Origin of the sequence: Microbacterium salsuginis (assembly GCF_012524205.1) — a bacterium.
GTDB classification, from domain to species: Bacteria; Actinomycetota; Actinomycetes; order Actinomycetales; family Microbacteriaceae; genus Microbacterium; species Microbacterium salsuginis.
Map to the genome: position 1 here is coordinate 795,956 of NZ_JABACI010000004.1, position 25,698 is coordinate 821,653.

A 25,698-nucleotide genomic window follows, 5' to 3' on the forward strand; every position below is an offset into this window, starting at 1 on the left:
CGTGTATCGAAAAGCGCATACGAGGTGACAACGACCCGACGCGTTGGCTGGACTCATGGTCGTCCCCCCTCCCACGCGGTCCGGCAGCCGCGGGATGCTGCCGCCGTCGTTCCTCGTCGGATCCGCCCGCGCGGGGAGTGAAGTCGGTGGCGATCGCCCGTCCCGCCGGCTGGACGTCACCGTCTTCGGGTGCGATGTCGACGAGGCGGTGCTGTTCCGCGAGAAGGCGCCGGCCCTCGGCATCACGCCGGTCATCACCGGCGCCGCCGTCTCCCAAGCGACGATCGAACTCGCGACCGGCAACCGCTGCATCAGCGTCGGCCACAAGACGGACGTCACGAACCCGCTCCTGCTGGCGCTGAGCCGCGCCGGTGTGGAGTACATCTCGACGCGAAGCATCGGCTACAACCACATCGACGTCGCCTTCGCCGAGAGCATCGGCATCCGCGTCGAGAACGTGGCCTACTCGCCGGCGAGCGTCGCCGACTACACGCTGATGCTGATGCTCATGGTGCTGCGTCACGCGGCATCCGTCCTCCGCCGCGTCGCTTCGCACGACTACCGGCTGCCCGAGGTGCGGGGTCGTGAACTCGGCGATCTCACGGTCGGGGTCATCGGAACGGGGCGGATCGGCGCGGCGGTCATCGAACGCCTGCGTGGATTCGGATGCCGCATCCTCGCGCACGACGAGCGGCACACGCCGGGTGCCGATTACGTGCCGTTCGACGAGCTGCTGCGCGAGAGCGACGTCGTGACCTTGCATGCGCCGCTCACCGCTGACACGCGTCACCTTCTGGATGCCCGTCGCATGAGCCTGCTCAAGCCCGGTGCCGTCCTGGTCAACACCGCGCGCGGTGCGCTCATCGACACCGACGCGCTCCTCCACGCTCTGGAGACCGGCCGACTGGGCGGTGCTGCTCTGGACGTCGTCGAAGACGAGGAGGGCGTCTTCTATGCCGACCATCGCGACCGGCCCGTCGAGAGCGAGCGCCTGCGGCGCCTCCAGCGTCTGCCGAACGTGATCATCAGCCCACATGCCGCCTATTTCACCGAGCGGGCGTTGAGCGACATGGTCGAGAACTCGCTCCTGAACTGTCTGCGATTCGAAGGGAGAAACCATGGCTAGAACCCGGATCGGCGTCTTGTTCGGCGGTCGGTCGGAGGAGCATCCGATCTCGCTCAAGTCCGCCCGGGAGGTGGCTGCGCACCTGGACCTCGAGAAGTACGAGCCCTTCTACGTCGGAATCACGCCGGAGGGCGCCTGGCGCCTGTGCGACGGTCCCGACGACGGCTGGGATTCCGGCTCGTCGCGCCCGGTGGTGCTGTCGCCGGATCCCGGGACGCGGGGGCTGCTGGTGCTGGGGGAGAACGGCTACGAGACGGTCGAGCTCGATGTCGTGCTGCCGGTCCTGCACGGCAAGTTCGGCGAGGACGGGGCGATCCAGGGCCTGCTCGAGCTGTCGGGCATCCCGTACGTCGGCTGTGGCATCCAGAGTTCCGCCGTGTGCATGGACAAGTCCCTCGCCTACGTCGTCGCGCGCGCCGCCGGGATCGCCACACCGGACTTCTGGGTGCTGGCGCGGGGGGACGACATCGATCCGCGGGCCATCCGCTACCCCGTGTTCGTGAAGCCCGCGCGCTCCGGGTCATCGTTCGGGGTGAGCAGAGTCACCGGTCCCGGGGAGTTCGGTGCCGCCGTGGCGGAGGCGCGACGCTACGACGAGAAGGTGCTGGTCGAAGCGGCGGTCGTCGGCAGCGAGGTGGGGTGCGCCGTCATGGGGAGCGGCCGCGAGCTGACGGTGGGCGAGGTCGACCGCATCGCGCTGTCCGGCGGGTTCTTCCGCATCCATCAGGAGAGCACTCCCGAGACCGGTTCCGAGAACTCGACGCCGATCGTGCCGGCCGACATCCCGGACTCCTCTCGGCGGCTGGTGCAGGCGACAGCAGAGGCCATCTACCGGGTGCTGGGGTGCACCGGCATCGCCCGGGTCGACATGTTCCTCACCGAGGAGGGAACCGTGATCCTCAACGAGGTCAACACGATGCCCGGCATGACCTCGTACAGCCGCTACCCGCGCATGATGGCCGCGGCCGGCATCCCGCTCTCCGAGCTGCTCGACCGACTAGCGACCGCCGCGATGGCGGGATCCCGGCGATGAACCGCGACTTCGCCTTCGTCGACGAGCTGGTGCCCGGCATCCGGTGGGACGCGAAGTACGCCACGTGGGACAACTTCACCGGCAAGCCTGTCGAGGGTTACGCGGCCAACCGCATCGTCGGCACACGTTCCGTCTGCGAAGCGCTGCGCACGGCGCGGGCGAATGCGGCCGAGCTCGGATTCGGGCTGCTCCTGTGGGACGGGTACCGCCCGCAGCGCGCGGTCGACAGCTTCACGCGCTGGGCGCAGCGGCCCGAGGACGGCCGGACGAAGCCGCGCCACTATCCGAACATCGACCGGGACGCGATCTTCGAGAGGGGGTATGTCGCGACGAAGTCGGGGCACAGTCGCGGCAGCACCGTCGACCTGACCCTCTTCCACCTGGACTCGGGGGACCTGGCCGCCATGGGGGGCGGCCACGACCTCATGGATGCCGTCTCGCACCATGGGGCGCGCGGACTCACACGCGTCGAGTCGGGCAACCGGAACCGGCTGCGTGCCGTGATGGAGGCATCCGGATTCCTCCCTTACGACACCGAATGGTGGCACTACACGCTGCGCGATGAGCCCTATCCCGACACATACTTCGACTTTCCGATCGGGCAGCCGGGGGGCCGAGCATGATCCCGCTGAGCCTGGGCGAGATCGCGCGGATCGTCGGTGGCAGGGTCGAGGGCGACGCCGCGGTGACTGTGACGGCGCCGGCGGTGCTCGACGGGCGGCGCGCAGAGCCTGGGGGGCTCTTCGTCGCCTTCGCGGGGGAGCACGCCGACGGTCACGACTTCGCGGAGCAGGCCGCGCGAGCCGGGGCGGTGCGGTCCTCGGCACCAGGCCCACGGGGTTGCCGACGGTCGTCGCGGGCGATTCGGCGATCGCGCTGCAGGCGCTCGCCACGCACGTCGTGGCGGGGCTTCGCCCGGAGCTCTCGGTGGTGGGGATCACCGGCTCGCAGGGCAAGACGAGCACGAAGGACCTGACGGCCGCGGTGCTCGGCTCGGTCGCCCCGACCGTCGCGACCCTCGGCAACTTCAACAACGCGCTCGGGGTGCCGATCACGATGCTGCGAACCCAGTCGCGCACGCGGTTCCTCGTGGTGGAGATGGGCGCGCGCCGAGTCGGTGACATCGCGAAGCTGACCGGCATGGTCGCCCCCGATGTCGCCATCGTGCTGAACGTGGGCAAGGCGCACCTGGGGGAGTTCGGGTCGCGATCGGCGATCGCGAGGGGCAAGGGAGAGCTCGTGCGCGGCCTGGTGCACGGCGGCACCGCGATCCTCAACGCGGATGACGCGCGCGTGCGGGGAATGCGCGCGCTCACCGACGGGCCGGTGCTCACGTTCGGTCGCGCCGAGGGCGCCGACGTGCGGGTGGAGGGGGTGAGCCTGGATCGACTGGGTCGTCCCTCATTCACGCTTCGGGCGGCGGATGCCACGGCCTCGGTCACGCTGCCGCTCGTGGGCGCTCACCAGGCCCTCAACGCCGCAGCCGCCGCAGCGGCAGTACTCGCTCTCGGGGTTCCGCTCGACCAATCCGCCGTCGCGCTCGCCGCCGCGTCGCTGTCGGGGCAGCGGCTGGATCTGCGGGAGCTCGACAGTGGAGCGACTCTGCTCGACGCCTCCTACAACTCGAGCCCGGGCTCGGTGCGCTCATCGGTCGACGCTCTCGTCTCGATCGCCGGTGCGCGCCGCATCGCGGTGCTCGGCGAGATCCTCGAGCTGGGCGACCACAGCGAGGCCGAGCATCGCTCCGCCGGAGCCTACGCCGCGGAGCGCGTGGACATCGTCGTCGGTGTCGGTGCGAACGTGCGGCCGCTCGCCGAGGCGGCCGGCGACCGCGGCGTCGCGGTGCCCGACAACGCCGCGGCCGTCGACTGGCTGCGCTCGAACCTCACGCCCGGAGACGTCGTGCTCGTGAAGGCCTCCCGCGGCGCCCACCTCGACGAGGTGGTGGCGGCGCTGGTGTAGCCGGGGAGGGTAGTTCACGCGCAGGCGGGTCCTCCGGAAGGGTCGCGCCCGCTTCGCTTCTCGTGTCCTTGCCCCACCCCCTCGCCCGCTGGCACTCTGATCGCCGGATCCGGAAACCGGACTTCGCGCTCATTTCCGGAGCTCGCGCGGCCAGCGCTCCGGAGACAGCGCGAAAGTCCGGTTTCCGGATCCGATTTTCGCGCGGTGCCTCGCGCGGCGGCGGGATGCGTCGCTGCGCACTTCTCCCGCCGGTCCGGACTTGGCAACGTTGTACAACGACGCTACCCTGAAATCCAGAATTGTTGTTGACGAGAACAAATATCCGGAAGGTCAAGGATGACACACCCGACGGACGTCGTGGCGGCTCCCGCGTGGGCTGATCCCACGGCAGACATCGACGCCCGCGTCGAGGCGCTGATGGCCGAGATGACACCCGCCGAGAAGATCGCGCAGCTGGGCAGCTACTGGGCCGACAAGCGCGACTCGACGCAGATCATCGCACCCATGCAAGACGTGCTGTCGAAGGGGCGCCCTCCGTTCGACGAGGCCGTCGCCGACGGCATCGGCCACCTCACGCGCGTCTTCGGCACCACACCGGTGACCGCTCGCGAAGGCATGGGCAAGGTCCGCGATTCGCAGCGCCACCTGCTGGAGAGCACGCGACTGGGGATCCCGGCTGTGGTCCACGAGGAGTGCCTGACCGGCTTCACGACTCTGGGTGCCACGGTGTATCCCGCGTCGATGGCGTGGGCGGCGACGTTCGACCCCGAGCTCGTGCGCGAGATGGCGGACGCGATCGGCTCCGACATGGCCGCGGTCGGGGTGCAGCACGGGCTCTCGCCGGTGCTCGACGTGGTCACCGACTACCGCTGGGGCCGCGTCGAAGAGACGCTCGGTGAGGACCCGTACGTGGTGGGCACGCTCGCGACCGCTTACGTCGAGGGACTCCAGGGCGCCGGCGTCATCGCGACTCTCAAGCACTTCGCGGGGCACGCCACGTCGCGCGGTGGGCGCAACCACGCGCCGGTGTCGATGGGCGAGCGCGAGCTGCGCGACCTCGTGCTGCCGCCGTTCGAGATGGCGGTGCGCGTCGGCGGGGCGCGGAGCGTCATGAACTCGTACACCGAGCTGGATCGTGTTCCCGCGGGCGCCGATCGGTGGCTGCTGACCGAGCTGCTGCGCGATGAGTGGGGCTTCGACGGCACGGTCGTGTCGGACTACTGGGCCGTCGCGTTCCTCAAGTCCAAGCACGGCGTCGCCGAGACGATGGCGGATGCCGGGAGGCTGGCCCTGCACGCGGGCATCGATGTCGAGCTGCCCGACATCGCCGCGTACCGCCTCCTCGACGAGGCGGATCCCGACCCGGCGCGCACCCGGGCCGACATCGACATCGCGGTGCGGCGAGTGCTCACGCAGAAGATCCAGCTCGGGCTGCTCGACGAGGGCTGGGCGCCGGCCGAGCCCGCAGACGTCGATCTCGACAGCGCCCGCAACCGCGACATCGCGCGGCGTCTCGCGGAGGAGTCGATCGTGCTCCTCGACAACGACCGCGGCGCGCTCCCGCTCGACTCCGGCACCCGGCGGATCGCGGTCGTCGGCCCGTGCGTCGAAGACCCGGGCGCGCTCATGGGCGCCTACTCGTACCCGATCCATGTCATGCCGCGGCATCCCGAAATGGGACTCGGCATCGACGCGACGTCGATCCCCGACGCGCTCCGCGCCGCGGCGCCCGGTGCTGAAGTCGTGGTCGAGCGGGGCACGCCGCTCGTCGACCCGGCCGACGACGCGGAACTGGCCCGCGCCGTCGCGGCGGCGGCGGCCAGCGACGTCGTCATCGCGGTCGTCGGCGACCGCGCAGGGATGTTCGGCAAGGGCACGTCGGGGGAGGGATCGGATGCCCCGAGCCTGGACCTTCCCGGAGACCAGGGCCGCCTCGTCGAGGCGCTGCTGCAGACCGGCACGCCCGTCGTGCTCCTGGTGCTGTCGGGCCGGCCCTACGCGCTCGGCGCCTACACCGGCCGCGCGGCGGCCATCGTGCAGTCGTTCATGCCCGGGGTTGAGGGCGCCGGCGCCATCGCGGGTGTCCTCACCGGCACCGTGAATCCCAGCGGACACCTGCCGGTGCAGATCCCGCGCACGAACGGCGCGCTCCCCCACACGTATCTGGCACCCCCGCTCGGCCAGGACGGCGACCGCATCAGCAACCTGTCGATCGCGCCGGCGTTCCCGTTCGGCCACGGTCTGTCGTACACGACCTTCTCGCTCGGCGACGTCACGCTCGACCGTGACGCCATGCCCAGCGACGGCACCGTGGTCGCATCCGTCGCGGTGACCAACACGGGCGACCGTGCCGGCGCGACCGTGGTCCAGCTGTACAGCGCCGATCCCGTCGCGCAGGTGACCCGGCCCGTCCAGCAGCTGGTCGGCTACGCCCGGGTGTCGCTCGAGCCCGGTGCGACGGCATCCGTCTCGTTCGCACTGCATGCCGACCGCTTCTCGTTCACGGGGCTCGAGCGCCGCCGCATCGTCGAGCCCGGCGTCGTGCACCTGACCGCGGGGCTGTCGCTGACCGATGTCACGGCGCCGGCCGACCTCACGATCACCGGCCCGACGCGCGTGGTCGACGATCCGGTGCTCGTGACCGGGATCCAGATCGAGACGGGGGATGCCGCATGACCGGCCTGACGGCGCAGAACTGGCCGATCGCGGCCGCGGCCCTTCCGTTCCCTGGACGCCTGCCCGACGGTCGCAGTGTGACCGAGGCCGGACCCGAGGCGTGGCGCGGACCGTTGACCGACGTGGCAGACGCCGGCTTCGACCGCCTCGACATCACCGACTCCTGGCTGCGCGTCGGGGACCTGACCCCCGGGCGTCTGACGGATCTCAGTGCGCTCGCCGCCGAGGTCGGCGTGGTGCCGACGTCGATCTCGGCGATCCGGTGCAGCGTGATCGACCACGCGAACGGCGAGGCGAACCTCGCCTACAGCCACCGGACGCTGGATGCCGCAGCCTCGCTGGGCATCGAGACGGTGTCGTTCGGTCTGCACCAGGCGCTGACGCCCGCGCAGCAGGAGCAGCTGTGGTTCTGGACCGTCGAAGGTCACCAGGACGATCCCGCGGACTGGGAGCTCGCTGTCGGCAGGCTGCAGGAACTCGGCCGTCACGCGTCGGAGCTCGGCATCCTCGTCTCGCTCGAGATGTACGAGGACACGTTCCTGGGCACCGCCGACTCGGCGGTGCGGCTCGTGCAGGACATCGGCATGGACAACGTGGGACTCAACCCCGACATCGGGAATCTGGTGCGGCTGCACCGTCCCATCGAGCCGTGGTGGGAGCTGGTCGAGAAGACCGTCCCCTACGCGAACTTCTGGCACGTCAAGAACTATGCACGCGACGAAGACGCCGCGCGGGGCGCCTACTTCGCGGTGCCGGCGCCGATGCAGTACGGCCTCATCGACTACCGCCGTGCCTTCGCGTACGCGATCGAGCAGGGCTTCCAGGGCGTGATCTGCGTCGAGAACTACGGCGGCGATGGACTGAGCGTCTGCGCCGACAACCGTGACTACCTGCGCCGGCACGTGCTGCCCAAGCGCGAGGGGTACGCGCTGGGTACCAGCAGGGTGCGCCAGCCGCGCCAGGACGGCGGTGCCGCATGACCCGCATCGCGAACGACGCCGCGGACTTCGTGCCGCAGGCCCTCGCCGGATTCGTCGCCGCCCACGGCGACCTCGTGCGCGCCGTCGACGGCGGCGTCGTGCGGGCGAGCCCGGCCCCGCGCGGCTCGGTCGCCGTCGTGGTCGGCGGCGGTTCCGGCCACTATCCGGCCTTCGCCGGAGTGGTGGGTGCCGGCATGGCGTCCGGGGCGGTCTGCGGCAACATCTTCACGTCGCCGTCGGCGGGGCAGGCTTATCGTGTCGCGAAGGCCGCGCATCGCGGCGGCGGAGTGCTGTTCAGCTTCGGCAACTACGCCGGCGACGTGCTGCATTTCGGCGAGGCCCAGGAGCGGCTGCGCGAAGAGGGCATCGACGCGCGCACCGTGCTGTGCACCGACGACATCGCCAGCGCGCCCATCGATGAGATCCACAAGCGCCGCGGCATCGCGGGCGACTTCACCGTCTTCAAGATCGCGGGCGCCGCTGCCGAACGGGGCGATTCCCTCGATGAGGTCGAGCGGCTCGCGCGCCTGGCGAACCATCGCACGCGCACCCTCGGGGTCGCCTTCGGCGGATGCACCTTCCCCGGTGCCGACGAGCCGCTGTTCACCGTGCCCGAGGGGATGATGTCGATCGGGCTCGGCATCCACGGCGAGCCCGGCATCCGCGACGTGCCGCGCACGAGTTCGGCCGAACTGGCACAGACCCTCGTCGACGCGCTGCTCGGCGATGTGCCCGAGCATCGTGGCGATCGCGTCGCTGTGATCGTCAACGGCCTCGGCACCGTGAAGTACGAGGAGCTCTTCGTGCTCTTCGGGGATGTCTCGAGCAGGCTCGAGGAGGCCGGCATCACCGTCGTGCAGCCCGAGGTCGGCGAGCTCGTGACGAGTCTCGACATGGCAGGGGCATCCGTCACCTTCCTCTGGCTCGATGACGAACTCGAGCCGTTGTGGGCTGCCCCCGCGTACACGCCCGCCTACCGCAAGGGCAGGGTCGAGATCGTGACCGCGGACGCCGTCGACGACGAGGCGGAGGTCGATGTCGACGCCGCGGTGGACGTCGTCGAGGCGTCGCAATGGTCTCAGCACGCGGCGGCGGTGGCGCTGACGTACCTCGAGGTCGTCCGCACGACGATCCACGAGCACGAGACCGAACTCGGCCGCATCGACGCGATCGCGGGTGACGGCGACCACGGGGTGGGCATGCGCACGGGCATCGATGCCGCGACGGATGCCGCGGACCCGGCTGTCGGACTGTCGGCCATGCTCACCGCGGCCGGCGATGCCTGGAGTGAGAAGGCCGGGGGCACGTCCGGCGCGCTGTGGGGTGCGATGCTCCGCGCGATCGGGCGCGCGCTCGATCATGACGATGCCGACCTGCGCCACGCCGTTGCCGACGCCGCCCGCGCCGCGCTCGACGCCGTGACCTCACGCGGCGGCGCGCACGTGGGCGACAAGACGATGGTGGACGCCCTCGACCCGTTCGCGCGCACCCTCGCCGCACGCCTCGACGCCGGCGCCGGCGCCGGCGCCGAGATCGGCGCCGCGCTCCACGCCGCTGCGCGGGCGGCGACCGAAGCGGCGGCGGCCACGTCCGGGTTGCGGCCCGCTCTCGGGCGAGCGCGGCCGCTCGCCGAGAAGAGTCTCGGACACCCGGATGCCGGCGCCACCTCGCTGGCACTCATCGCGACGGCGATCGCCGAGGCATCCACATCCCGCCCCACCCGAGAGGAAGAACGATGACCGAGCCAATGCGGATCGTCGTCGGCAGCGACGACGCCGGCTACGAGTACAAGTCTGCGCTGAAGGCCCTGCTGGAGGCCGACCCGCGCGTCGCGTCCGTGGCGGACGTCGGGGTCGCCGGCGATGAGCACACCGACTATCCCCATGTCGCTGTGGAGGCCGCGCGCCGTGTGGCCGCGGGAGGGGCCGACCGTGCGCTGCTCATCTGCGGCACGGGTCTCGGCGTGGCGATCTCGGCGAACAAGGTTCCGGGCATCCGCGCCGTCACTGCGCACGACAGCTACTCGGTGGAGCGCTCGGTGCTGAGCAACAACGCGCAGGTGCTCACCATGGGCCAGCGCGTGATCGGTCTCGAGCTGGCCAAGCGGCTCGTGTCGGAGTGGCTCGGCTACCGCTTCGACCCGGCATCCGCTTCTGCCGCGAAGGTCGCGGCGATCGATTCGTACGACAACCACGGCGAGACCGGCCACGGCGTCGATCAGAACAGAGAGGCATGCTCATGACCCGGATCGCCGTCGTCGGCAGTGGCTACATGGGCGGTGGGATGGCGCAGGTCTTCGCGCTCGCCGGCCACGACGTCGTCATCTCGGACGTCACCGCCGAGATCGCCGCGTCGAACCTGGAGCGGATCCGCACCGAGACTGAGGAGTTCGAGCAGCAGGGCCTCTTTCCGGCAGGCGCGACCGCGGTGATCGCCGAGCGGATCACCGCCGCGCAGAGCATCGAGGATGCCGTCGCGGACGCCGAATTCATCGAGGAGGCGGTGCCCGAGCGCATCGAGATCAAGCACGAGACGCTTCGCCGCATCTCGCGGGCGAACCCGACCGCGGTCATCGGCAGCAACACCTCCACGATCTCGATCGCGAAGCTCGCCGAGGCCGTCGAGCACGCCGGGCGATTCCTCGGCGTGCACTTCTCCAACCCGGCGCCGTTCGTGCCCGGCGTGGAGCTCATCCCGCACCCCGCCACCGCCGAGAGCGCCATCGTCGCCGCCGAAGAGCTCGTCGCCGGAAGTGGCAAGATCGGCGCCCGCGTGAAGGACGCGACCGGATTCGTGCTGAACCGGCTGCAGTACGCGCTCTTCCACGAGGCGACCCAGCTGGTCGACGAGGGCGTCGCGACGCCGGAGGACATCGACGCGATCGTCCGTTCGACGTTCGGTTTCCGCCTTCCGTTCTTCGGGCCGTTCGCGATCGCCGACATGGCCGGGCTCGACGTCTACGCCTTCTGCTACGCGTCGCTGCAGGGCGACTTCCCGGAGCGCTTCGCGACGCCGGCCATCCTCGCCGAGCGCATCGAGCGCGGCGAGCTGGGAACCAAGACCGGCGGCGGCTTCCGCGCCATCGACCCGGAGCGCATCTCGGAACTGGTCGCGTACCGCAACCGTGCCTACGCGAAGATGAAGGAACTGCTGGACGAGCTCGGCCCGTCGCCGTTCGACGAGCCGGCAGGGGAGGCGCGGTGAGTGTGACGACAGGGCTGGTCGGAGAGCGCAACTGGGCGTCCAACGTCGTCTACGGATCCGAGCGGATCGTGGCGCCGCGTTCGATCGAGGAGCTTGCGGATGCGGTCCGCTCCGCGTCACGCGTAAAGGCCCTGGGCAGTCGCCACTGCTTCAACACGATCGCCGACACCGACGGCGTGCACATCGTCGCTCGGGAACTGCCGGCGGACGTGACGGTCGACAGCGAGCGACGCGTCGTGCGAGTGGCCGCGGGCCTGCGATACGGGGATGTCGCGCCCCGACTCGACCGCGAAGGGTGGGCGCTTGCCAACCTCGCGTCGCTGCCGCACATCTCGCTCGCCGGCGCGGTGGCGACCGGGACCCACGGGTCGGGAGATGCCGTGGCGTCGCTGGCAGCATCCGTCGCCGCCGTCGAGCTCGTGACGGCTGACGGAGAGACGCTCCGATTCGCGCGAGGCGACGCGGACTTCGAAGGCGTGGTGGTCTCACTCGGGGCGCTCGGCATCGTGACCGCCGTCGAGCTCGACATCGTCCCCAGCTTCGACATTGCGCAGACCGTCTACGAGCGGCTGCCGCTGGACGCCGTGCTCGACGACCTCGACGCGGTCACCGGGCTCGGCTACAGCGTCTCGATGTTCCACACCTGGCGCGATCCCGCTGTCGTCGACCAGCTGTGGGTGAAGAGACGAGCGGATGCCGCCGGCACTGCGCCCCACGACGTGCTGGGCGCTGCGCGGGCGACCGTGAAGCGGCATCCGCTGCCCGACGTCTCCGCCGAGAGCTGCACCGATCAACTCGGCGAGCCGGGCCCGTGGTTCGCCCGCCTGCCGCACTTCAAGCTGGAGTTCACCCCGTCCAATGGCGAGGAGCTGCAGTCGGAGTACCTCGTGCCGCGCGGCAACGCGGTCGCCGCCATCTCCGCGCTGCGCGAGCTCGCTCCGCGCGTCGCTCCGCTGCTGCAGGTGTGCGAGCTGCGCACCGTCGCACAGGACGACCTGTGGCTGTCGCCGGCGTACCAGACCGATGTGGTGGGCCTTCACTTCACGTGGAAGCCCGATCAGCCGGGCGTGGAGGCGCTGCTGCCGACCATCGAGGCGGCGCTTGCGCCACTCGGTGCGCGTCCGCACTGGGGCAAGCTGTTCTCCCTCGACGGTGCGGAGCAGCGGATGCCGCGGCTCTATCCCCGCTGGAACGACTTCGCCGCGCTGCGCGAGCGCCTCGACCCCCGTGGAGTCTTCCGCAACGACTTCCTGGCCCGACTCGGACTGTGAACCGGGGCCGCGCGTGCGTCTGGTCGGCTAGGTCGCCGCCTCTTCCTCGTCGGCGGCGAAACCGGCGCGGAAGCGCCGGGCCGACTCCTCGACGTGGCGCCGCATGGCGTATGCGGCGGCATCCGGCTCACGCGCGCCGATCGCGTCGATGATCTGCTGATGCTCCTCGATCGCCTCGGCGGTGATCGACAGGGTGCTGCTGAGACGGAAGAGGTGAACGTGAGGATGGAGCCTGGCGAGCGAGTCGCGGATGTACAGATTCGAGCTTCCGAGCGCGATCGCATCGTGCAGCTGCGCATCGATCTGCGAGAAACGGGCGTACGAGGTCAGGCCGTCGGAGCCTCGTTGCTCATGCAGCTGCAGCATGTCCGCTTCGAGGGCCGACAGCAGAGCGATGTCGTCCGGTGACATCCGTTCGGCTGCCCGCCGTGCGGCCGCGGGTTCGAGGAGCAGACGCACTTCGACCATCTGCTCGAACTGGTCCCGTGTCATCTTCGGCGCGACGCGGTAGCCGGCCAGGTGATTGCGGACGACGATGCCCTCTGCGTCGAGTCGATGCAGGGCTTCGCGTACCGGAGTCTGCGAGACGCCGAGCTCCCGTGCCAAGGCGTCGATCGTGAGCCGATCTCCCGGGCCGAGGTCCGAGGTGAGGATGCGGGACAGCAGGGATCCATAGATCTCGGTCCCCAGCGGGGAGCGCGCGGCGCCATCACGCGGGGAGGCGGAAACGCCCCTGGTGTCCAAGGGCAGGTGCGCGCGATGGGCCATGTTCGTCTCCCGCGATCCGATCTGATCCGATGACTGATGAAGTTCTAGTCTGCCGCACGTTGCACGACCAGCGCCACTACGGAGACAACGCGCGGAACTCGCGGCGCCGCGGAGCCTGGTATTCCTCGAACCTCGAGCTCGGATTGACAAGTCGCGGTCACGCCTCCTACTGTCGAATCAGATCGTATCGGATACGGTCGTTGTTCCAACGGAGGATGCTCGGATGTACGCGGTGCTGCGATCACCTGGAGAGATCGTGTTCGGACGTGGCGCGCGGCGCGCGGTGCCCGCGCTCGTCGCGGCCCGCGGATCGCGTGCCCTGATCATCGCCGACCCGTTCCTCGCCGACTCCGTGGAGATCGGCGAACTGCGGACCGAGCTCGAAGCCGCTGGACTTCGATCGGCGCTCTTCACCGACGTCGTGCCGGAACTGCCCGTGAGCGCGATCCTCTCGGCAGTGCGCGCGGCGGCCGACTTCGAGGCGGACATCTTCATCGCGATCGGCGGAGGCAGCAGCATCGACACCGCGAAGATGGCCGCGGTGGTCGTGGCGCACGGGGGGGACGTTCCCGACTACTACGGCGAAGGCAACGTGCCCGGCCCGATCGCGCCGATCATCGCGGTACCGACGACCGCGGGCACCGGCTCGGAAGTCACCCCCGTGGCCGTCGTGACCGATCCCGCCCGCGAGTCCAAGATCGGCGTCTCGAGCCCGTATCTCATTCCGGCAGTCGCCGTCTGCGACCCCGAACTCACCCTGAGCTGCCCGCCGTCTGTCACGGCCGCATCGGGCGCCGACGCGCTGTCGCACGCCATCGAGTCGTACACAGCCCGCAAAGGCGAGGTGGGAGACCTGGCATCCAGCAGAGTCTTCATGGGCGCCTCCGCGCTGACCGACCTGCTCGGGCTCGAAGCGATTCGCTGTCTGGCGGCAGGCCTGGCTCAGGCTTACCGACAGCCCGACGACATCCAGGCACGTTCTCTGACGATGTTCGGTTCCCTGCTCGCCGGGCTCGCGTTCGGCACGGCGGGAACCGCCGCCGCCCATGCCCTGCAATATCCCATCGGTGCCATCACGCACACGTCGCACGGAGTAGGGGTGGGGCTGCTGCTTCCTCACGCGATGGCGCTGAACGCGCCGGCGCGACAGCAGGAGCTCGCGGACGTCGCTCGCGCGATGGGCGCCGGAGACAAGCCGGTGAACGAACTGGCGGATGCTGCGCCTCGGCTCGTCCGCGAACTGATGACGCAGATCGGCATCCCCCTGTCACTGGAGGAGCTCGGGTTCCCGCGCGATCGTCTCGACTGGGCGGCCGAGCAGGGCACGCACGCGAAACGGCTCGCAGACAACAATCCCGTGGTGCTCACCGTCGAGGCCGCTCGCGCGGTCCTCGAGGCGGCGTATGCGGGCACCCTCAGCTTCGACCCCGAGACGTTGGGAGCATCGCGATGACCATTCTTTCCGCTGACCGTGCCGTGACCGGCACTGCCAAGGCGTTCGCCGTCCTGAACCCGGCCGACGAGTCCGTCATCGCTGCGGTGGCCGATCACGGGCCCGACGACGCCGACCGCGCCGTCGCCGCCGCGAGCGAAGCGGCAGGCGCCTGGGCGGCCCGTCCCGCCCGGGAGCGCGCTGCCGTGCTGCTGCGGGCGTTCGACATCATGATGCAGCGTCAGCGTGAGCTCGCGGACCTGATCTCGCGTGAGAACGGCAAGTCACACGCCGACGCGATGGGCGAGGTCGCCTACGCCGCGGAGTACTTCCGCTGGTACGCCGAAGAAGCGGTCCGCGTGCGCGGCGAGCTCTTCGACAATCCAGCGGGCACGAGCAAGGTGCTGGTCTCGCACGAGCCGATCGGCGTGTGCGTGCTCGTCACCCCGTGGAACTTCCCCGCGGCGATGGCCACCCGCAAGATCGGGCCGGCGCTCGCCGTCGGCTGCACCGCCATCCTCAAGCCGGCGGCCGAGACTCCGCTCACGGCGTTGGCGATCGCCGAGATCCTGGCCGAAGCGGGGCTCCCGGAGGGAGTCCTGACGGTGCTGACGACCAGGTCCGCGAGCGCGGTGGTCGACCGGCTGCTCTCGCACGACAGCGTGAGGATGCTGTCGTTCACGGGATCCACCGAGGTCGGCCGGCATCTGCTCGAGCGTGCGTCGCACCGCGTGCTCCGGACGGCCATGGAGCTCGGCGGCAACGCGCCCTTCCTCGTCCTGCGGGACGCCGACCTCGATGCCGCCCTCGAGGGCGCGATGATCGCGAAGATGCGCAACGGCGGGCAGGCCTGCACGGCGGCGAACCGGTTCTTCGTGCACGAGAGCGTCGTCGAGAGGTTCGCGAGCGAACTGGCGACCCGCATGGGCGCGCTGACGGTGGGCGATGCCGCGGATGCGTCGGTCGACGTCGGCCCGTTGATCAATGAGGCGGGCCGCCGCAAGGTGCAGGAGCTCGTGGACGACGCGGTCGCGCGGGGGGCACGTGTCCTGACCGGCGGCTCGACACCCGACGGTGCGGGCTACTTCTATCCGCCCACCGTGCTGGTCGACGTTCCGCGCGATGCTCGGATCCTGCATGAAGAGGTGTTCGGGCCCGTCGCCCCCATCGCCGCTTTCTCCACGGAGGAGGACGCGATCGGCGTCGCGAACGACACGATCCACGGCCTCGTCTCCTACCTCTATACGGAAGACCTTCGCCGTGGCCTTGCGCTCGCTGCGCGGCTGGAGGCCGGGATGGTCGCTCTGAACCGCGGCCTCGTCTCCGACCCGGCGGCGCCGTTCGGCGGCGTGAAGGAGAGCGGCCTGGGCCGCGAAGGCTCCACCGAGGGCCTGCACGAATACCTCGAGACAAAGTACGTCGCCACCAACTGGTGAACGACGAGGAACCTCACACAAAGGAAGGCAGTAGTCCGATGGATTACCCCGAAATCAAGAAGCTGTACGACGGCCTGCGCGTGTCGGACGTGCGCGACGGCATGGACTGGATCGGTCTGTTCAGCAAGGGCAGCGTCGCGCGCGACATCCGTCCCCTGTTCGACGGCGCCCGCCTGTGCGGTCCCGCACTCACCGTGCGGCTCGTGGCGAGCCACGAGCAGGCGCCGCCGCTGACACCGGACGAGTACACCGAGTGGGCGAAGCAGTACTGGTACAAGGAGAAGCACATCGAGCCGTACGTCAGCGAGATCGTGCAGGGTGATGTGGTCGTCATCGAGTCGCCGTACCTCGGAGTGGGCCAGCTCGGGTCGTGGAACACCCTCAACTTCTTCCTCAACGGCGCACAGGGCGTGGTCTCCAGCGGTGGCGTCCGGGACGTCGACGAATGCCGGCTTCAGAAGGTGCCGATCTTCACGCAGTTCATCGGTCAGACCATGACGCAGGGCCGCATCGAGTATCTCGAGCACAACACCCCGATCACGATCGGCGGTCAGCGCGTGAATCCGCGCGACCTGGTCGTCGGCGACGGCGACGGTGTGATCGTCGTGCCCCACGAGCACATCGAGGAAGTCGCCAAGTACGCGTGGCAGGAAGCCGAGAACGACAAGCGCGGCCGCCGCAAGATGTACGAGCAGCTCGGGTGGGCACTCGACGACACCGTCCAGGTCGACTGACGTCGGACCCGGACGAGAGCGCATTCGAAGGAGATTGCCATGCGAGTCGGATTCATCGGGCTCGGCGACATCGGGATGCCGATGGCGCTCAACCTCATCGACCAGGGATTCGATGTCGTCGGATCAGACCTGGCCGAGGACAAGCGCGCCCGGCTCGAGGAGGGGGGCGGCCGGCTCGCGTCCGACCTGACCGACTTCGCTGACTGCGAGGTCGTCTGCCTCGCCGTTCCCGACGACGCCGTGGTCGAGTCGATCCTGGTCGATCAAGGTCTTGCCGGCATCGTCGCGGCAGGGGCGACCTTCCTCATCCACTCGACGGTTCTGCCGACGACGGTGGAACGACTGGCGTCCGCCGACGGGCGCGTCCGGATCCTGGACGCGCCCGTCAGCGGCGGCGCCGCCCGCGCGCGCGACGGCTCCCTCACCGTCATGCTGGGCGGCGAGCCGAGCCGCGACGCTCAGCGCGTGCTCGACGCGCTCGGCACGACCGTCAGGTGCGGGAGGGTCGGCGCCGGCGCCGCCGTGAAGCTGGCGAATCAGCTCGCGATGCTCGCCTCGCTCCAGGCGCTGTACGAGGGCCTCGAGCTGACCGCCGCCTTCGATGTGGCGGACTCCCTCGTCCTGGACGTCCTCCAGTCCTCGACGGGAGACAGCTGGACCGCACGGAACTGGGGGTTCTTCGACGACTTGGCGAAGGCGTACGACCGCGCCGACGTCGACGTGTCGTACCGGCCGTGGAGCAAAGACCTGTGGGACGTCGTCGCCGCGGCGAGGCACGCCGGCACCCGCGCGCCGCTGGCCGCCCTGTTGTCACAGATCCTCGCCGACGAGGTCGAGGATCACGCCCGGAAGGCGGTCGATCCGTCATGACCCAGCAAGCCATCCTCGAGCAGATCCCCGAGCAGAGCTCGTTCGGCGCCGATACGCTCGCGACCGACCCGGAGCGCAGGCGCGCGATGAAGCGCAATCGCCGGCGCAACGCGCTGTCGGCCTACGGCTTCCTGTCGCCGTGGCTCATCGGAATGGTGGTCATCACCCTCGGGCCGATGATCGCATCGCTGTACCTGTCCTTCACGCGCTACGACTTGATCGGCTCGGCGGACTGGATCGGGCTGGACAACTACGTCCGCATGTTCGAATCCGACCCCCGGTATCTCAAGTCCGTCGGCGTGACGATCATGTACACGGTCCTCAGCGTTCCGGGCATCCTGATCTTCTCGCTGCTGCTCGCTGTCTTCCTCAACCGGGGCATGAAGTTCCTCTCGGTCTACCGAGCGCTGTTCTACATCCCGTCGCTGCTGGGAAGCAGCGTGGCTATCGCCGTGCTCTGGCTGCAGGTCTTCGGTTCGAGCGGGATCTTCAACGCCTTCCTCGGGCTGTTCGGCATCGAGGGCCAGAGCTGGATCGGCAACCCGAGCACGGCGCTGTATACCGTCGTGGCGCTCGCGATCTGGACCTTCGGAAGCACCATGGTGATCTTCCTGGCGGGATTGCGCCAGATCCCGGCCTCGTACTACGAGGCGGCCCAGCTGGACGGCGCCAATCGCTGGCAGCAGTTCTGGTCGATCACGTTTCCGCATCTCACGCCCGTCATCTTCTTCAACGGCCTGCTGGTCGTCGTCAACTCCCTCCAGTCCTTCACGCCGGCCTACGTGATCAGTGGGGGCACGGGGCAGCCGGCCGACTCACTGCTGCTCTACACCGTGTACCTGTACCAGAAGGGCTTCGTCGACTTCCAGATGGGATACGCGTCCGCGATGGCATGGGCCCTGCTGGTCGCCCTCGCCCTCATCACCGGGGGGATCTTCTGGAGCTCCCGCTACTGGGTTTTCTATGGGGAGGACTCATGACCGACACCTACACCATCACCACGGGCCGGCGCCGGCGAGTGAGACTCTTCCCGACCCGGCCGACGAAGAGCCGCGTCCTCGCATCGTGGGCACGGCATGCGGTCACGATCGCCGTCCTGGTGATCATGCTCTACCCCGTCGTGTGGATGATCGATGCCTCGTTCCATCCGAACGCCGAGATCGGCAAGACCTTCCTGCCGTTCACAGGCTCGTACACGCTGGAGAACTACGCCGCCGGCTTCACCGCATCCTCGACGCTGAACTTCGGGGTCTTCTTCGTCAACTCGTTCATCATCGCGGCGCTGTGCGTGGTGGGGAACCTGTTCGCGGCGACGCTCACCGGCTACGCCTTCGCGCGTCTGGACTTCCCCCTGAAGCGGACGCTCTTCGCCCTTCTCATGGTCACCCTGCTGCTGCCGTACCAGGTGACGATCGTGCCGCAGTACATCCTGTTCAACGAACTCGGCTGGCTGAACACCTACCTGCCGCTGATCGTGCCCAAGTTCCTGGCGACCGACGCCTTCTTCATCTTCCTGACGGTCCAGTTCATCCGCGGCCTGCCGCGCGATCTCGATGAGGCGGCTCGCCTCGACGGCTGCGGCAACTTCGGCATCTTCCGGCGCATCATCCTGCCGCTTCTCGGACCGGCGATCGCGACGACGGCGATGTTCACCTTCATCGCCACGTGGAACGACTTCCTCGGTCCCCGGCTCTACATCTCCGACACCAACCTCTACACCGTCCCACAGGGGCTGGTGCAGTTCGTCGACTCGACCGGAGAATCCTCGCTCGGCGCGCTCTTCGCCATGGCGACCCTGTCCATCACTCCCCTCATCGGCTTCTTCCTGGCGGCCCAGCGACTGCTCACTCAGGGCATCGCGACGACCGGCCTGAAGTAGCACCTGCCCGAACACAGAAAGCGAACACATGCACCGGAACATCCGAATCGCGGCGATCACCGCCGTGGCGCTCGCGTCGACGCTCGCGCTCTCCGCTTGCGGCGGCGGCAACGAGGCACCCCCGAGTGCCGAAGGCGAGATCGCCGGCGAGATCCAGTACGCCTGGTGGGGCGGCCCCGCGCGGAACGACAAGACCGAGGCCGTCATCGACCTCTACGAGGAGGCCACCCCGGGCGTCACCGTCAAGGGCACCACCTCCGAGTTCGGCGCGTACTTCGAGAACGCGAGCGTGCAGGCCGCGGGCGGGAATCTGCCCTGCGTGCCGCAGATGCAGAACCGCTTGATGGCGGACTACGCCGATCGGGGCGCGCTGCTGCCGCTCGACGACCTCGTCGAGTCCGGTGCGATCGATGTCTCGGCGATTCCCGAGAGCGTCCTGGACAGCGGTCGCGGATCGGACGGCAAGCTCTACATGATCCCCTACGGCGCCGCGTTCGGCTCGCTGCTGGTCAACGCCACAGACATCGAGGCGCTCGGACTGCCGCTGCCCCCCGAAGGCTACGACTGGGAATGGCTGGCGGACTGGCTGACCGAGATCTCGGAGAAGACCGGCGGCCGAGCGACGGGCATCGTCGGCAACCAGCAGGACGTGCTGGAGGCCTGGCTGCGCAGCCATGACGCCGACTATTACGACGAGGGATCGATCGGGTTCGAGGCCCAGGACGTCGCCGACTTCTGGGACTACGCGGCTGCCCTGCAAGACGCCGGCGTGACGATCTCGGCCGAGCGCGCGTCCGAGACGCAGGGTCTCCCGCTCGAGCAGAACGACTTCAGCCAGGGCACGGTGCCCACGCTCTTCTGGCCCGCCAACGGACTGGGCACCGCGCAGGCGACGATCGATCAGGTCGACCCCGGTCACGAGCTGCAAGCCTTCCCTCTGCCGAGCGGCCCCTCCGGAAACGGCAGTGCGTTCTGGCTGTCGGGCCTGTCGATCGCCGAGACGTGCGAGAACGTGGCCACCGCAGCGGACTTCATCGACTTCTTCGTGAACGACCAGGACGCCGCCCTCGTCTACGCGTCCGACAACGGGGCGAACACGCAGACCGACAACCTGCAGGCCATCCTCGACAGTCCCGACACCACCGCGGCGAAGAAGGCCGAACTGTCGCTGTACCAGACCCTCGCCGATGAAGGCGTCGCGCCCAGCGTGTACAGCAAGGGCTACGCGAGCGTCTTCCAGCAGGCGGTGACCCGCTACTTCCAGCAGGTGTCGTTCGGAGAGATCACCGTCGAAGAGGCGGCCGAGCAGTTCACCGACGAAGCCGAATCCGCGATCGGCTGATCCCGTGGGGGCGGGACCGGACGGTGCCGCCCCCACTGCTGGACCCCGACCCCAAGAGAGTGGACATGCTTCCTGTTGCCCTTGACGGAATGAAAGTCGTCGACCTCACCCAGGTGATGGCCGGCCCCTTCTGCACGATGCTCCTCGCGGACTTCGGCGCGGACGTGATCAAGGTCGAGCCGCCCGGCGGCGGCGACCAGACCCGCCACTCCTGGGGTCGCTCGGGCAAGGGCGAGGACGGGCCGGCCTTCTTCGCGTTGAACCGCAACAAGCGGTCGGTCGTGCTCGACCTGCGCTCCGAGCAGGGACTCGCCGACTTCCGTGCGCTGGTGGCCGACGCCGACGTCGTCGTGGAGAACTTCCGTCCCGGCGTCACGACCCGCCTCGGGATCGACTACGAGTCGGTGACGAAGATCAACCCGTCGATCATCTACGCGAGCATCTCCGGCTTCGGCTCGACGGGACCGTACGCGGACCGTCCTGGGTACGACCTCATCGCGCAGGGCATGTCCGGCGTGATGGGAGTCACGGGGCATCCCGATGCCCCGCCGGCCAAGGCGGGCGTCCCCGTCGCCGATCTCGGCTCGGGGCTGTTCTGCGCGTACGGGATCGTCACCGCCTACGTCCACAAGCTCAGGACGGGCGAAGGGCAGCGCATAGAGACCTCGCTCTTCGAGGCCGCGCTGGGCTTCACGGTCTGGGAGGCCACCGAATACTGGGCCAGCGGTGAGGTGCCCGCGCGGACCGGGTCATCCCACCGCATGTCGGCGCCCTACCAGGCGTTCCGCACGCGCGACGGCTGGATGACGATCGGGGCGAACAACCAGCGCCTGTGGGGGTTCCTGTGCGCGGCGCTCGAGCGGCCGGAGCTCGAGAACGACGAGCGTTTCGCCACGAATCCGCTGCGGATGAAGCGCAAGAAGGAGCTCGCCGACGAGATCGAGTCGGTGCTGATCGAGAACGACACCGCGTACTGGGTGGACAGGCTCCTCGCCGGCGGCGTGCCGTGCGGGCCGATCCTGGCGTACGACGAGGTCCTGCGCGATCCGCATACGCGGCATCGAGAGATGGTCCAGAGCATTCCCCATCCGGTCGAAGGGGAGGTGCAGACGCTCGGCTTCCCGGTGAAGATGAGCCGCACCCCGGCGGCCGCGCGTCGGCACCCACCGCTGCTGGGCGAGCACCAGCAGGAGCTGCTCGGCTCCGAGAGCAGCGAGAGTCCGGCGTGAGCGAGGAGGTCCGCGCGTCGACGGATGCCGGGGTGGTCACGGTCACGTTGTCCAACCCGGGCCGGCGCAATGCGATCACCCGCGACATGTACGCGGAGCTGGAGCGGGTGCTGACGGATGCCGCCGCCGACCGATCGGTGCGGGCGCTGGTGCTGCGGGGGGCAGACGGTGCTTTCGCGGGAGGCACCGACATCCGATGGCTGCAGCAGATCCGTACCGGCCCGCAAGGCGTCGACTACGAAGCAGACATGAGGCGGGTGCAGACGCGGCTGACGGATCTCGATGTTCCGATCGTCTCGATCGTCGAGGGCGCGTGCGTCGGCGGAGGCCTGGTGCTGGCCGCCTTGAGCGACATCGTGGTGTGCACGCCGTCATCGATGTTCGGCTCGCCGATCGCTCGGACGATCGGCAACACGCTGTCGCCGACATCCATCGCGCGCCTGAGCGCGACCTTCGGCCGGCACCGGACCGCCGAGATGCTCTTCACCGCACGGCTCTTCACCGCCGATGAGGCGCTCGCCGCAGGGTTCGTCAACGACGTGGTGGAGCCGGACCGGATCGAGGAGCGCCTTGCCGGCATGCTCGACGCGATCCGGGCCTGCGCTCCCCTCACGCTCCGGTCGTTCCGCATTCTGTGGCGGCGTATGGACGCCGTGCTCGGTGAGATCGAGCACGACGACGTGTATCGCGAGATCTACGGCAGCGCCGACTTCGCCGAGGGCGTCGAGGCGTTCCTCGGCAAGCGCCGGCCGCGATTCGAAGGACTGTGATGACGAAGGTCGACTCCCACCACCACCTGTGGCCGGCGGATGTGATCGGGCGCCAGGATTGGCGACCAGCGGAGGACGAGGTGCTGCGGCGCGCGTTCGACGTCGCCGAGTATCACGCGGCGCTGGATGCCGCCGCGCTCGATGGCAGCATCCTGATGCAGTCCGTCGACGCGATGGATGAGAACCAGCGGCTCGCCGACTACGCGGCCGCAAGCGAGCGTGTGCTGGGCTGGGTGGGATTCGCGGATCTGCCGGACCCGGCGCGGGCGCTCGGCGACATCGGCGCCCTGGTGCGGATGAGAGGAGTTCCCGGCGGCGACAAGCTGGTCGGGCTGAGATGCCTCGTGGGCTCCGATCCCATGAGCTGGACGGCCGAGGCGTCGGGCATCGCGGCCTTGCAGCGCGCCGCAGACGAGGCACTGGTGTGGGACACCGTGCCCATCACGGACGCGCAGACCGATGCCGTGGCCGCGGTCGCACAGCGGCTGCCGCACCTCCGCATCGTCGTCGACCATCTCGCCTCCCCGCCGATGACCGATGACGCGTTCGGTGCGTGGCGCGACCGGCTGCAGCGCCTTGCGGCCCACCCCAACGTGGCCGTCAAGCTCTCGGTCGGAGTCGCGGTGCTGCAGAGGTGGGAACGGTGGGATGCGGCAGCCCTGCGCCCGTACGTGCAGACGGCGATCGAGCTGTTCGGAGCGCGGCGCTCGATGCTGGCCAGCAACTGGCCGGTCGTTCTGCTGCGTGCTTCGCACGCCCAGGCGTGGAGCGGCGTCCTGGAGGCGCTCGGCGATATGGATGTCCAGGACCGCGCTCGCGTGGAGGGCGGCACAGCACTCGACTGGTACGGAGTCACACGATCATGACCGACAAGCTACGACTGGGACTCATCGGCACCGGGTGGGTCGCCAATCAGCACATGGCCGGCGCGAGAAGCGTGGCGGCTCACGACCTCGAGGTGACGGCCGCGTGCGACCCGCGTCGTGACGTCCTCGACGACTTCTGCGACCGCCACGGGATCGGCGCTCGCTTCGCGAGTGCCGGCGAGCTCATCTCCTCAGGCACCGTCGACGCGGTCGTGCTGCTCACCCCGCCGGCGGTGCGCCATGAGGTCATAGACCCCGCGCTCGAGCACGGACTCCACGTCCTCGTCGAGAAGCCGTTCGGTGAGAACGGGCATGACGCCGTGACGTTCACCGAATCGGCCGAGGCCGCGGGAGTGACGATGGCGGTGAGTCAGAACTTCCGCTGGTTCCCGGAGTACGCGTGGTTGAGCGACCGACTCGGACGCACGGATGCCGGCGGTATCGCCTTCGTCGAAGCCCGGACTTTCCAGAATCGACCGCAGGCGCCCGGCGCGTGGCGGGCGGAAGAGACCAAGCTCGAGATGGCCATCTTCAGCGTCCACCTGATCGATCGCGTGCGATGGATCGCCCGGACGCCGCCGGTGTCGGTGCGCGCGGTGACCAGGCGCCGTCGTGGCAGTTCGCTCAGGGGAGAGCAGTTCAGCTCACTGCTCATCGAGTTCGCCGGGGGAGCGGTCGGGACCGTCACGTCGTCGTGGACGAGCAGGACGCTTCCCGTCAACACGTTCCGTGTCGACACCGACCTCGGCTCTGCCTCGGTGGAGCGCACCGCCCCGATGTCCGGAGACGCCACCGGAACGGCGCACTTCGGTGCCGAACCCGAACGCCTGACCTTCGCCGAGACGCAGCCGGGTGAGCACGCCGCGCTGTCGTACGGGTCGAGCCTTCGCGAATTCGCGGTCGCGATCGCTGAGCGGCGAACGCCGCAGCACAGCGCTCGCGACAATCTTCAGACGATGGGCATCATGGAGGCGGCCTACCGCTCGGCGGCACGCGGCGGCACGCCGGTCACGATCGAAGAAGCGCTCTACGGGCATGTCGCCTACGCGTGAGCCCGACCCCGTGCGGGTCGGGCTGGTGGGCCTCGGCAACAGTGGACGCCACTACCACCTGCCGCTCTTGACACGCGATCCTCGGTTCCGGCTGGTCGGCGTCGCGACCGAGAGCGGGGCCGCAGATCCTCACCCCGTCGACGTGCGTGTGCACCGCGGCTGGCGCGACCTGCTGGACCGCGAGCCCGTCGATCTGCTCGTCGTGGCCACACCTCACCACCTGCACCACGAGATCGCCGCGGCGGCGCTCGACCGTGGCGTGAACGTCCTCGTCGAGAAACCCATGACGGTCACCGTCCGCGAGGCGGACGACCTGATGCGGCGGGCGGACCGGGCGGGCGCTGTTCTCGCCGTGCACCACCAGCGTCGCTGGGAAGAGGACTTCCAGGCCCTCCTCGGCATCGTGCGTTCAGGTGAGATCGGTGCGCCGTGGCGTGTGGTCGCGACAAGAGGACATCAGGGCGACTACGTCAACGCGACAGCATCCCGCCCTCACGCCGGACCACGGCCCCTGCGCTGGGCTCGAGAGCGCTCCGCGGGAGGTGGGGTGCTGCGGGTCATCGGTCCGCACCCCGTCGACCATGTGCTTCGTCTCGCGGATCGATCCCCACTGTCTGTTGCAGGTCGGGTCTCGGTGGCAGCGGGCGAGCAGGTCGAACGATGGGCTGGACTCGAGCTCGACTTCGGCGACGGCCTCACCGGCAGGGTGGAGGTCTTCCGCCGGCAGGGGGTGCCAGGTGCGCGATTCGCCGTGTGGGGGGAGGACGGCATGGCCGTCGCGAGCGACGGTGCCGGCGTCGTGGTGCGCCGACATGATGGTGTCGAGCGGGTCGTGAGCGGCCTGGCCAAGCCCGGCATCCTGGGAGGCGAGATCTACGATGACGTCTACGCCGCCATCCGCACCGGCGCCGGCCTCCGGGCGACTGCCGCTGAGGCTCGAGAGGTCGTCCACGTGATCGAACTGTGCGAACGCTCCGCGGCCGAAGGTGGCCGGCCGTTGCCCGCGTGACCGGACCGCATGGCCCAGGCAGAGGAGGGGGCGCCGGTTGCAGACCGGCGCCCCCTCCT

At 69.4% G+C, this 25,698-nt stretch carries 23 protein-coding genes and 1 pseudogene; 23 read left to right on the forward strand and 1 reads right to left on the reverse strand.

Annotation, left to right across the window (positions count from 1 at the left end; genetic code table 11):
• Positions 1-55 precede the first annotated feature (55 nt).
• From HF576_RS15480 to HF576_RS15525, 11 genes and pseudogenes are all read left to right on the forward strand, one after another.
• Positions 56-1,126: a D-isomer specific 2-hydroxyacid dehydrogenase family protein gene (locus HF576_RS15480; protein ID WP_240948922.1), complete on the forward strand. Its 1,071-nt coding sequence runs from the start codon at positions 56-58 to the stop codon at positions 1,124-1,126.
• Positions 1,119-2,159, forward strand: a complete 1,041-nt coding sequence (vanA, locus tag HF576_RS15485; RefSeq protein ID WP_168913672.1) for a D-alanine--(R)-lactate ligase — start codon at positions 1,119-1,121, stop codon at positions 2,157-2,159. The genes HF576_RS15480 and vanA overlap by 8 nt, the downstream gene beginning before the upstream one ends.
• On the forward strand, positions 2,156-2,782 hold the full coding sequence (vanX, locus tag HF576_RS15490; RefSeq protein ID WP_168913673.1) for a D-Ala-D-Ala dipeptidase VanX: 627 nt from the start codon (positions 2,156-2,158) through the stop codon (positions 2,780-2,782). Before vanA ends, vanX begins: the two co-directional genes overlap by 4 nt.
• Positions 2,779-2,925: pseudogene (locus HF576_RS20875) on the forward strand (UDP-N-acetylmuramoyl-tripeptide--D-alanyl-D-alanine ligase); the annotation flags it as partial. The gene vanX and the pseudogene HF576_RS20875, both read left to right, overlap by 4 nt.
• Positions 2,926-2,999: 74 nt before the next feature.
• Positions 3,000-4,121, forward strand: coding sequence for a UDP-N-acetylmuramoyl-tripeptide--D-alanyl-D-alanine ligase (locus HF576_RS15495; protein WP_205835265.1), 1,122 nt, complete (start codon positions 3,000-3,002; stop codon positions 4,119-4,121).
• 336 nt (positions 4,122-4,457) lie between these two features.
• Complete coding sequence (locus HF576_RS15500; protein WP_168913674.1) at positions 4,458-6,797, forward strand: glycoside hydrolase family 3 N-terminal domain-containing protein; 2,340 nt, start codon at positions 4,458-4,460, stop codon at positions 6,795-6,797.
• Positions 6,794-7,777 carry a sugar phosphate isomerase/epimerase family protein gene (locus tag HF576_RS15505; protein ID WP_168913675.1) on the forward strand — a complete coding sequence of 328 codons (984 nt, stop codon included), beginning with the start codon at positions 6,794-6,796 and terminating at the stop codon, positions 7,775-7,777. The genes HF576_RS15500 and HF576_RS15505 overlap by 4 nt, the downstream gene beginning before the upstream one ends.
• The gene (locus HF576_RS15510; protein WP_168913676.1) at positions 7,774-9,516 is read left to right on the forward strand and encodes a dihydroxyacetone kinase family protein; all 1,743 of its coding nucleotides are present in this window, start codon (positions 7,774-7,776) and stop codon (positions 9,514-9,516) included. The genes HF576_RS15505 and HF576_RS15510 overlap by 4 nt, the downstream gene beginning before the upstream one ends.
• Complete coding sequence (locus tag HF576_RS15515) at positions 9,513-10,019, forward strand: ribose-5-phosphate isomerase (RefSeq protein ID WP_168913677.1); 507 nt, start codon at positions 9,513-9,515, stop codon at positions 10,017-10,019. Before HF576_RS15510 ends, HF576_RS15515 begins: the two co-directional genes overlap by 4 nt.
• Positions 10,016-10,981 (forward strand): 3-hydroxyacyl-CoA dehydrogenase family protein, encoded by a 966-nt coding sequence (locus HF576_RS15520; protein WP_168913678.1) that lies wholly within the window; start codon positions 10,016-10,018, stop codon positions 10,979-10,981. The genes HF576_RS15515 and HF576_RS15520 overlap by 4 nt, the downstream gene beginning before the upstream one ends.
• A complete protein-coding gene (locus tag HF576_RS15525) occupies positions 10,978-12,252 on the forward strand; it encodes a D-arabinono-1,4-lactone oxidase (RefSeq protein ID WP_425523012.1) in 1,275 nt (424 codons plus the stop codon). The genes HF576_RS15520 and HF576_RS15525 overlap by 4 nt, the downstream gene beginning before the upstream one ends.
• A gap of 27 nt (positions 12,253-12,279) precedes the next feature.
• Here the strand turns inward: HF576_RS15525 and HF576_RS15530 are convergent, their stop codons facing one another.
• Complete coding sequence (locus HF576_RS15530) at positions 12,280-13,020, reverse strand: GntR family transcriptional regulator (protein WP_168913679.1); 741 nt, start codon at positions 13,018-13,020, stop codon at positions 12,280-12,282.
• A gap of 223 nt (positions 13,021-13,243) precedes the next feature.
• On the opposite strand from HF576_RS15530, the gene HF576_RS15535 reads away from it, so the two are divergent.
• The 12 genes from HF576_RS15535 (at position 13,244) to HF576_RS15590 (ending at position 25,639) form a co-directional block, all read left to right on the forward strand.
• Complete coding sequence (locus tag HF576_RS15535; protein WP_168913680.1) at positions 13,244-14,473, forward strand: iron-containing alcohol dehydrogenase; 1,230 nt, start codon at positions 13,244-13,246, stop codon at positions 14,471-14,473.
• Positions 14,470-15,888, forward strand: a complete 1,419-nt coding sequence (locus HF576_RS15540; protein WP_168913681.1) for an NAD-dependent succinate-semialdehyde dehydrogenase — start codon at positions 14,470-14,472, stop codon at positions 15,886-15,888. The genes HF576_RS15535 and HF576_RS15540 overlap by 4 nt, the downstream gene beginning before the upstream one ends.
• Positions 15,889-15,926: 38 nt before the next feature.
• A complete protein-coding gene (locus tag HF576_RS15545; protein ID WP_168913682.1) occupies positions 15,927-16,622 on the forward strand; it encodes an RraA family protein in 696 nt (231 codons plus the stop codon).
• 39 nt (positions 16,623-16,661) lie between these two features.
• The gene (locus HF576_RS15550) at positions 16,662-17,492 is read left to right on the forward strand and encodes an NAD(P)-dependent oxidoreductase (RefSeq protein ID WP_168913683.1); all 831 of its coding nucleotides are present in this window, start codon (positions 16,662-16,664) and stop codon (positions 17,490-17,492) included.
• Positions 17,489-18,472 (forward strand): carbohydrate ABC transporter permease, encoded by a 984-nt coding sequence (locus tag HF576_RS15555; protein ID WP_168913684.1) that lies wholly within the window; start codon positions 17,489-17,491, stop codon positions 18,470-18,472. Before HF576_RS15550 ends, HF576_RS15555 begins: the two co-directional genes overlap by 4 nt.
• Positions 18,469-19,371 carry a carbohydrate ABC transporter permease gene (locus tag HF576_RS15560; protein WP_168913685.1) on the forward strand — a complete coding sequence of 301 codons (903 nt, stop codon included), beginning with the start codon at positions 18,469-18,471 and terminating at the stop codon, positions 19,369-19,371. Before HF576_RS15555 ends, HF576_RS15560 begins: the two co-directional genes overlap by 4 nt.
• Before the next feature lie 28 nt (positions 19,372-19,399).
• Entirely contained in the window at positions 19,400-20,713 is a 1,314-nt protein-coding gene (locus tag HF576_RS15565; RefSeq protein ID WP_168913686.1) for an ABC transporter substrate-binding protein, read from the forward strand.
• 89 nt (positions 20,714-20,802) lie between these two features.
• A complete protein-coding gene (locus HF576_RS15570) occupies positions 20,803-21,942 on the forward strand; it encodes a CaiB/BaiF CoA transferase family protein (protein WP_205835266.1) in 1,140 nt (379 codons plus the stop codon).
• Positions 21,939-22,712, forward strand: a complete 774-nt coding sequence (locus HF576_RS15575; protein WP_168913688.1) for an enoyl-CoA hydratase-related protein — start codon at positions 21,939-21,941, stop codon at positions 22,710-22,712. The genes HF576_RS15570 and HF576_RS15575 overlap by 4 nt, the downstream gene beginning before the upstream one ends.
• Positions 22,712-23,578 (forward strand): amidohydrolase family protein, encoded by an 867-nt coding sequence (locus HF576_RS15580; RefSeq protein WP_168913689.1) that lies wholly within the window; start codon positions 22,712-22,714, stop codon positions 23,576-23,578. The genes HF576_RS15575 and HF576_RS15580 overlap by 1 nt, the downstream gene beginning before the upstream one ends.
• Positions 23,575-24,630 carry a Gfo/Idh/MocA family protein gene (locus HF576_RS15585; RefSeq protein ID WP_205835267.1) on the forward strand — a complete coding sequence of 352 codons (1,056 nt, stop codon included), beginning with the start codon at positions 23,575-23,577 and terminating at the stop codon, positions 24,628-24,630. Before HF576_RS15580 ends, HF576_RS15585 begins: the two co-directional genes overlap by 4 nt.
• A complete protein-coding gene (locus HF576_RS15590; protein ID WP_168913690.1) occupies positions 24,614-25,639 on the forward strand; it encodes a Gfo/Idh/MocA family protein in 1,026 nt (341 codons plus the stop codon). Before HF576_RS15585 ends, HF576_RS15590 begins: the two co-directional genes overlap by 17 nt.
• Positions 25,640-25,698 lie beyond the last annotated feature (59 nt).

Coding starts and splice junctions, on each gene's coding strand:
- HF576_RS15480 (WP_240948922.1), top strand. CDS start 56: ATGGTCGTCCCCCCTCCCACGCGGTCCGGCAGCCGCGGGATGCTGCCG.
- vanA (WP_168913672.1), top strand. CDS start 1,119: ATGGCTAGAACCCGGATCGGCGTCTTGTTCGGCGGTCGGTCGGAGGAG.
- vanX (WP_168913673.1), top strand. CDS start 2,156: ATGAACCGCGACTTCGCCTTCGTCGACGAGCTGGTGCCCGGCATCCGG.
- HF576_RS15500 (WP_168913674.1), top strand. CDS start 4,458: ATGACACACCCGACGGACGTCGTGGCGGCTCCCGCGTGGGCTGATCCC.
- HF576_RS15505 (WP_168913675.1), top strand. CDS start 6,794: ATGACCGGCCTGACGGCGCAGAACTGGCCGATCGCGGCCGCGGCCCTT.
- HF576_RS15510 (WP_168913676.1), top strand. CDS start 7,774: ATGACCCGCATCGCGAACGACGCCGCGGACTTCGTGCCGCAGGCCCTC.
- HF576_RS15515 (WP_168913677.1), top strand. CDS start 9,513: ATGACCGAGCCAATGCGGATCGTCGTCGGCAGCGACGACGCCGGCTAC.
- HF576_RS15520 (WP_168913678.1), top strand. CDS start 10,016: ATGACCCGGATCGCCGTCGTCGGCAGTGGCTACATGGGCGGTGGGATG.
- HF576_RS15530 (WP_168913679.1), bottom strand. CDS start 13,020: ATGGCCCATCGCGCGCACCTGCCCTTGGACACCAGGGGCGTTTCCGCC.
- HF576_RS15535 (WP_168913680.1), top strand. CDS start 13,244: ATGTACGCGGTGCTGCGATCACCTGGAGAGATCGTGTTCGGACGTGGC.
- HF576_RS15540 (WP_168913681.1), top strand. CDS start 14,470: ATGACCATTCTTTCCGCTGACCGTGCCGTGACCGGCACTGCCAAGGCG.
- HF576_RS15545 (WP_168913682.1), top strand. CDS start 15,927: ATGGATTACCCCGAAATCAAGAAGCTGTACGACGGCCTGCGCGTGTCG.
- HF576_RS15550 (WP_168913683.1), top strand. CDS start 16,662: ATGCGAGTCGGATTCATCGGGCTCGGCGACATCGGGATGCCGATGGCG.
- HF576_RS15555 (WP_168913684.1), top strand. CDS start 17,489: ATGACCCAGCAAGCCATCCTCGAGCAGATCCCCGAGCAGAGCTCGTTC.
- HF576_RS15560 (WP_168913685.1), top strand. CDS start 18,469: ATGACCGACACCTACACCATCACCACGGGCCGGCGCCGGCGAGTGAGA.
- HF576_RS15565 (WP_168913686.1), top strand. CDS start 19,400: ATGCACCGGAACATCCGAATCGCGGCGATCACCGCCGTGGCGCTCGCG.
- HF576_RS15570 (WP_205835266.1), top strand. CDS start 20,803: ATGAAAGTCGTCGACCTCACCCAGGTGATGGCCGGCCCCTTCTGCACG.
- HF576_RS15580 (WP_168913689.1), top strand. CDS start 22,712: ATGACGAAGGTCGACTCCCACCACCACCTGTGGCCGGCGGATGTGATC.
- HF576_RS15585 (WP_205835267.1), top strand. CDS start 23,575: ATGACCGACAAGCTACGACTGGGACTCATCGGCACCGGGTGGGTCGCC.
- HF576_RS15590 (WP_168913690.1), top strand. CDS start 24,614: ATGTCGCCTACGCGTGAGCCCGACCCCGTGCGGGTCGGGCTGGTGGGC.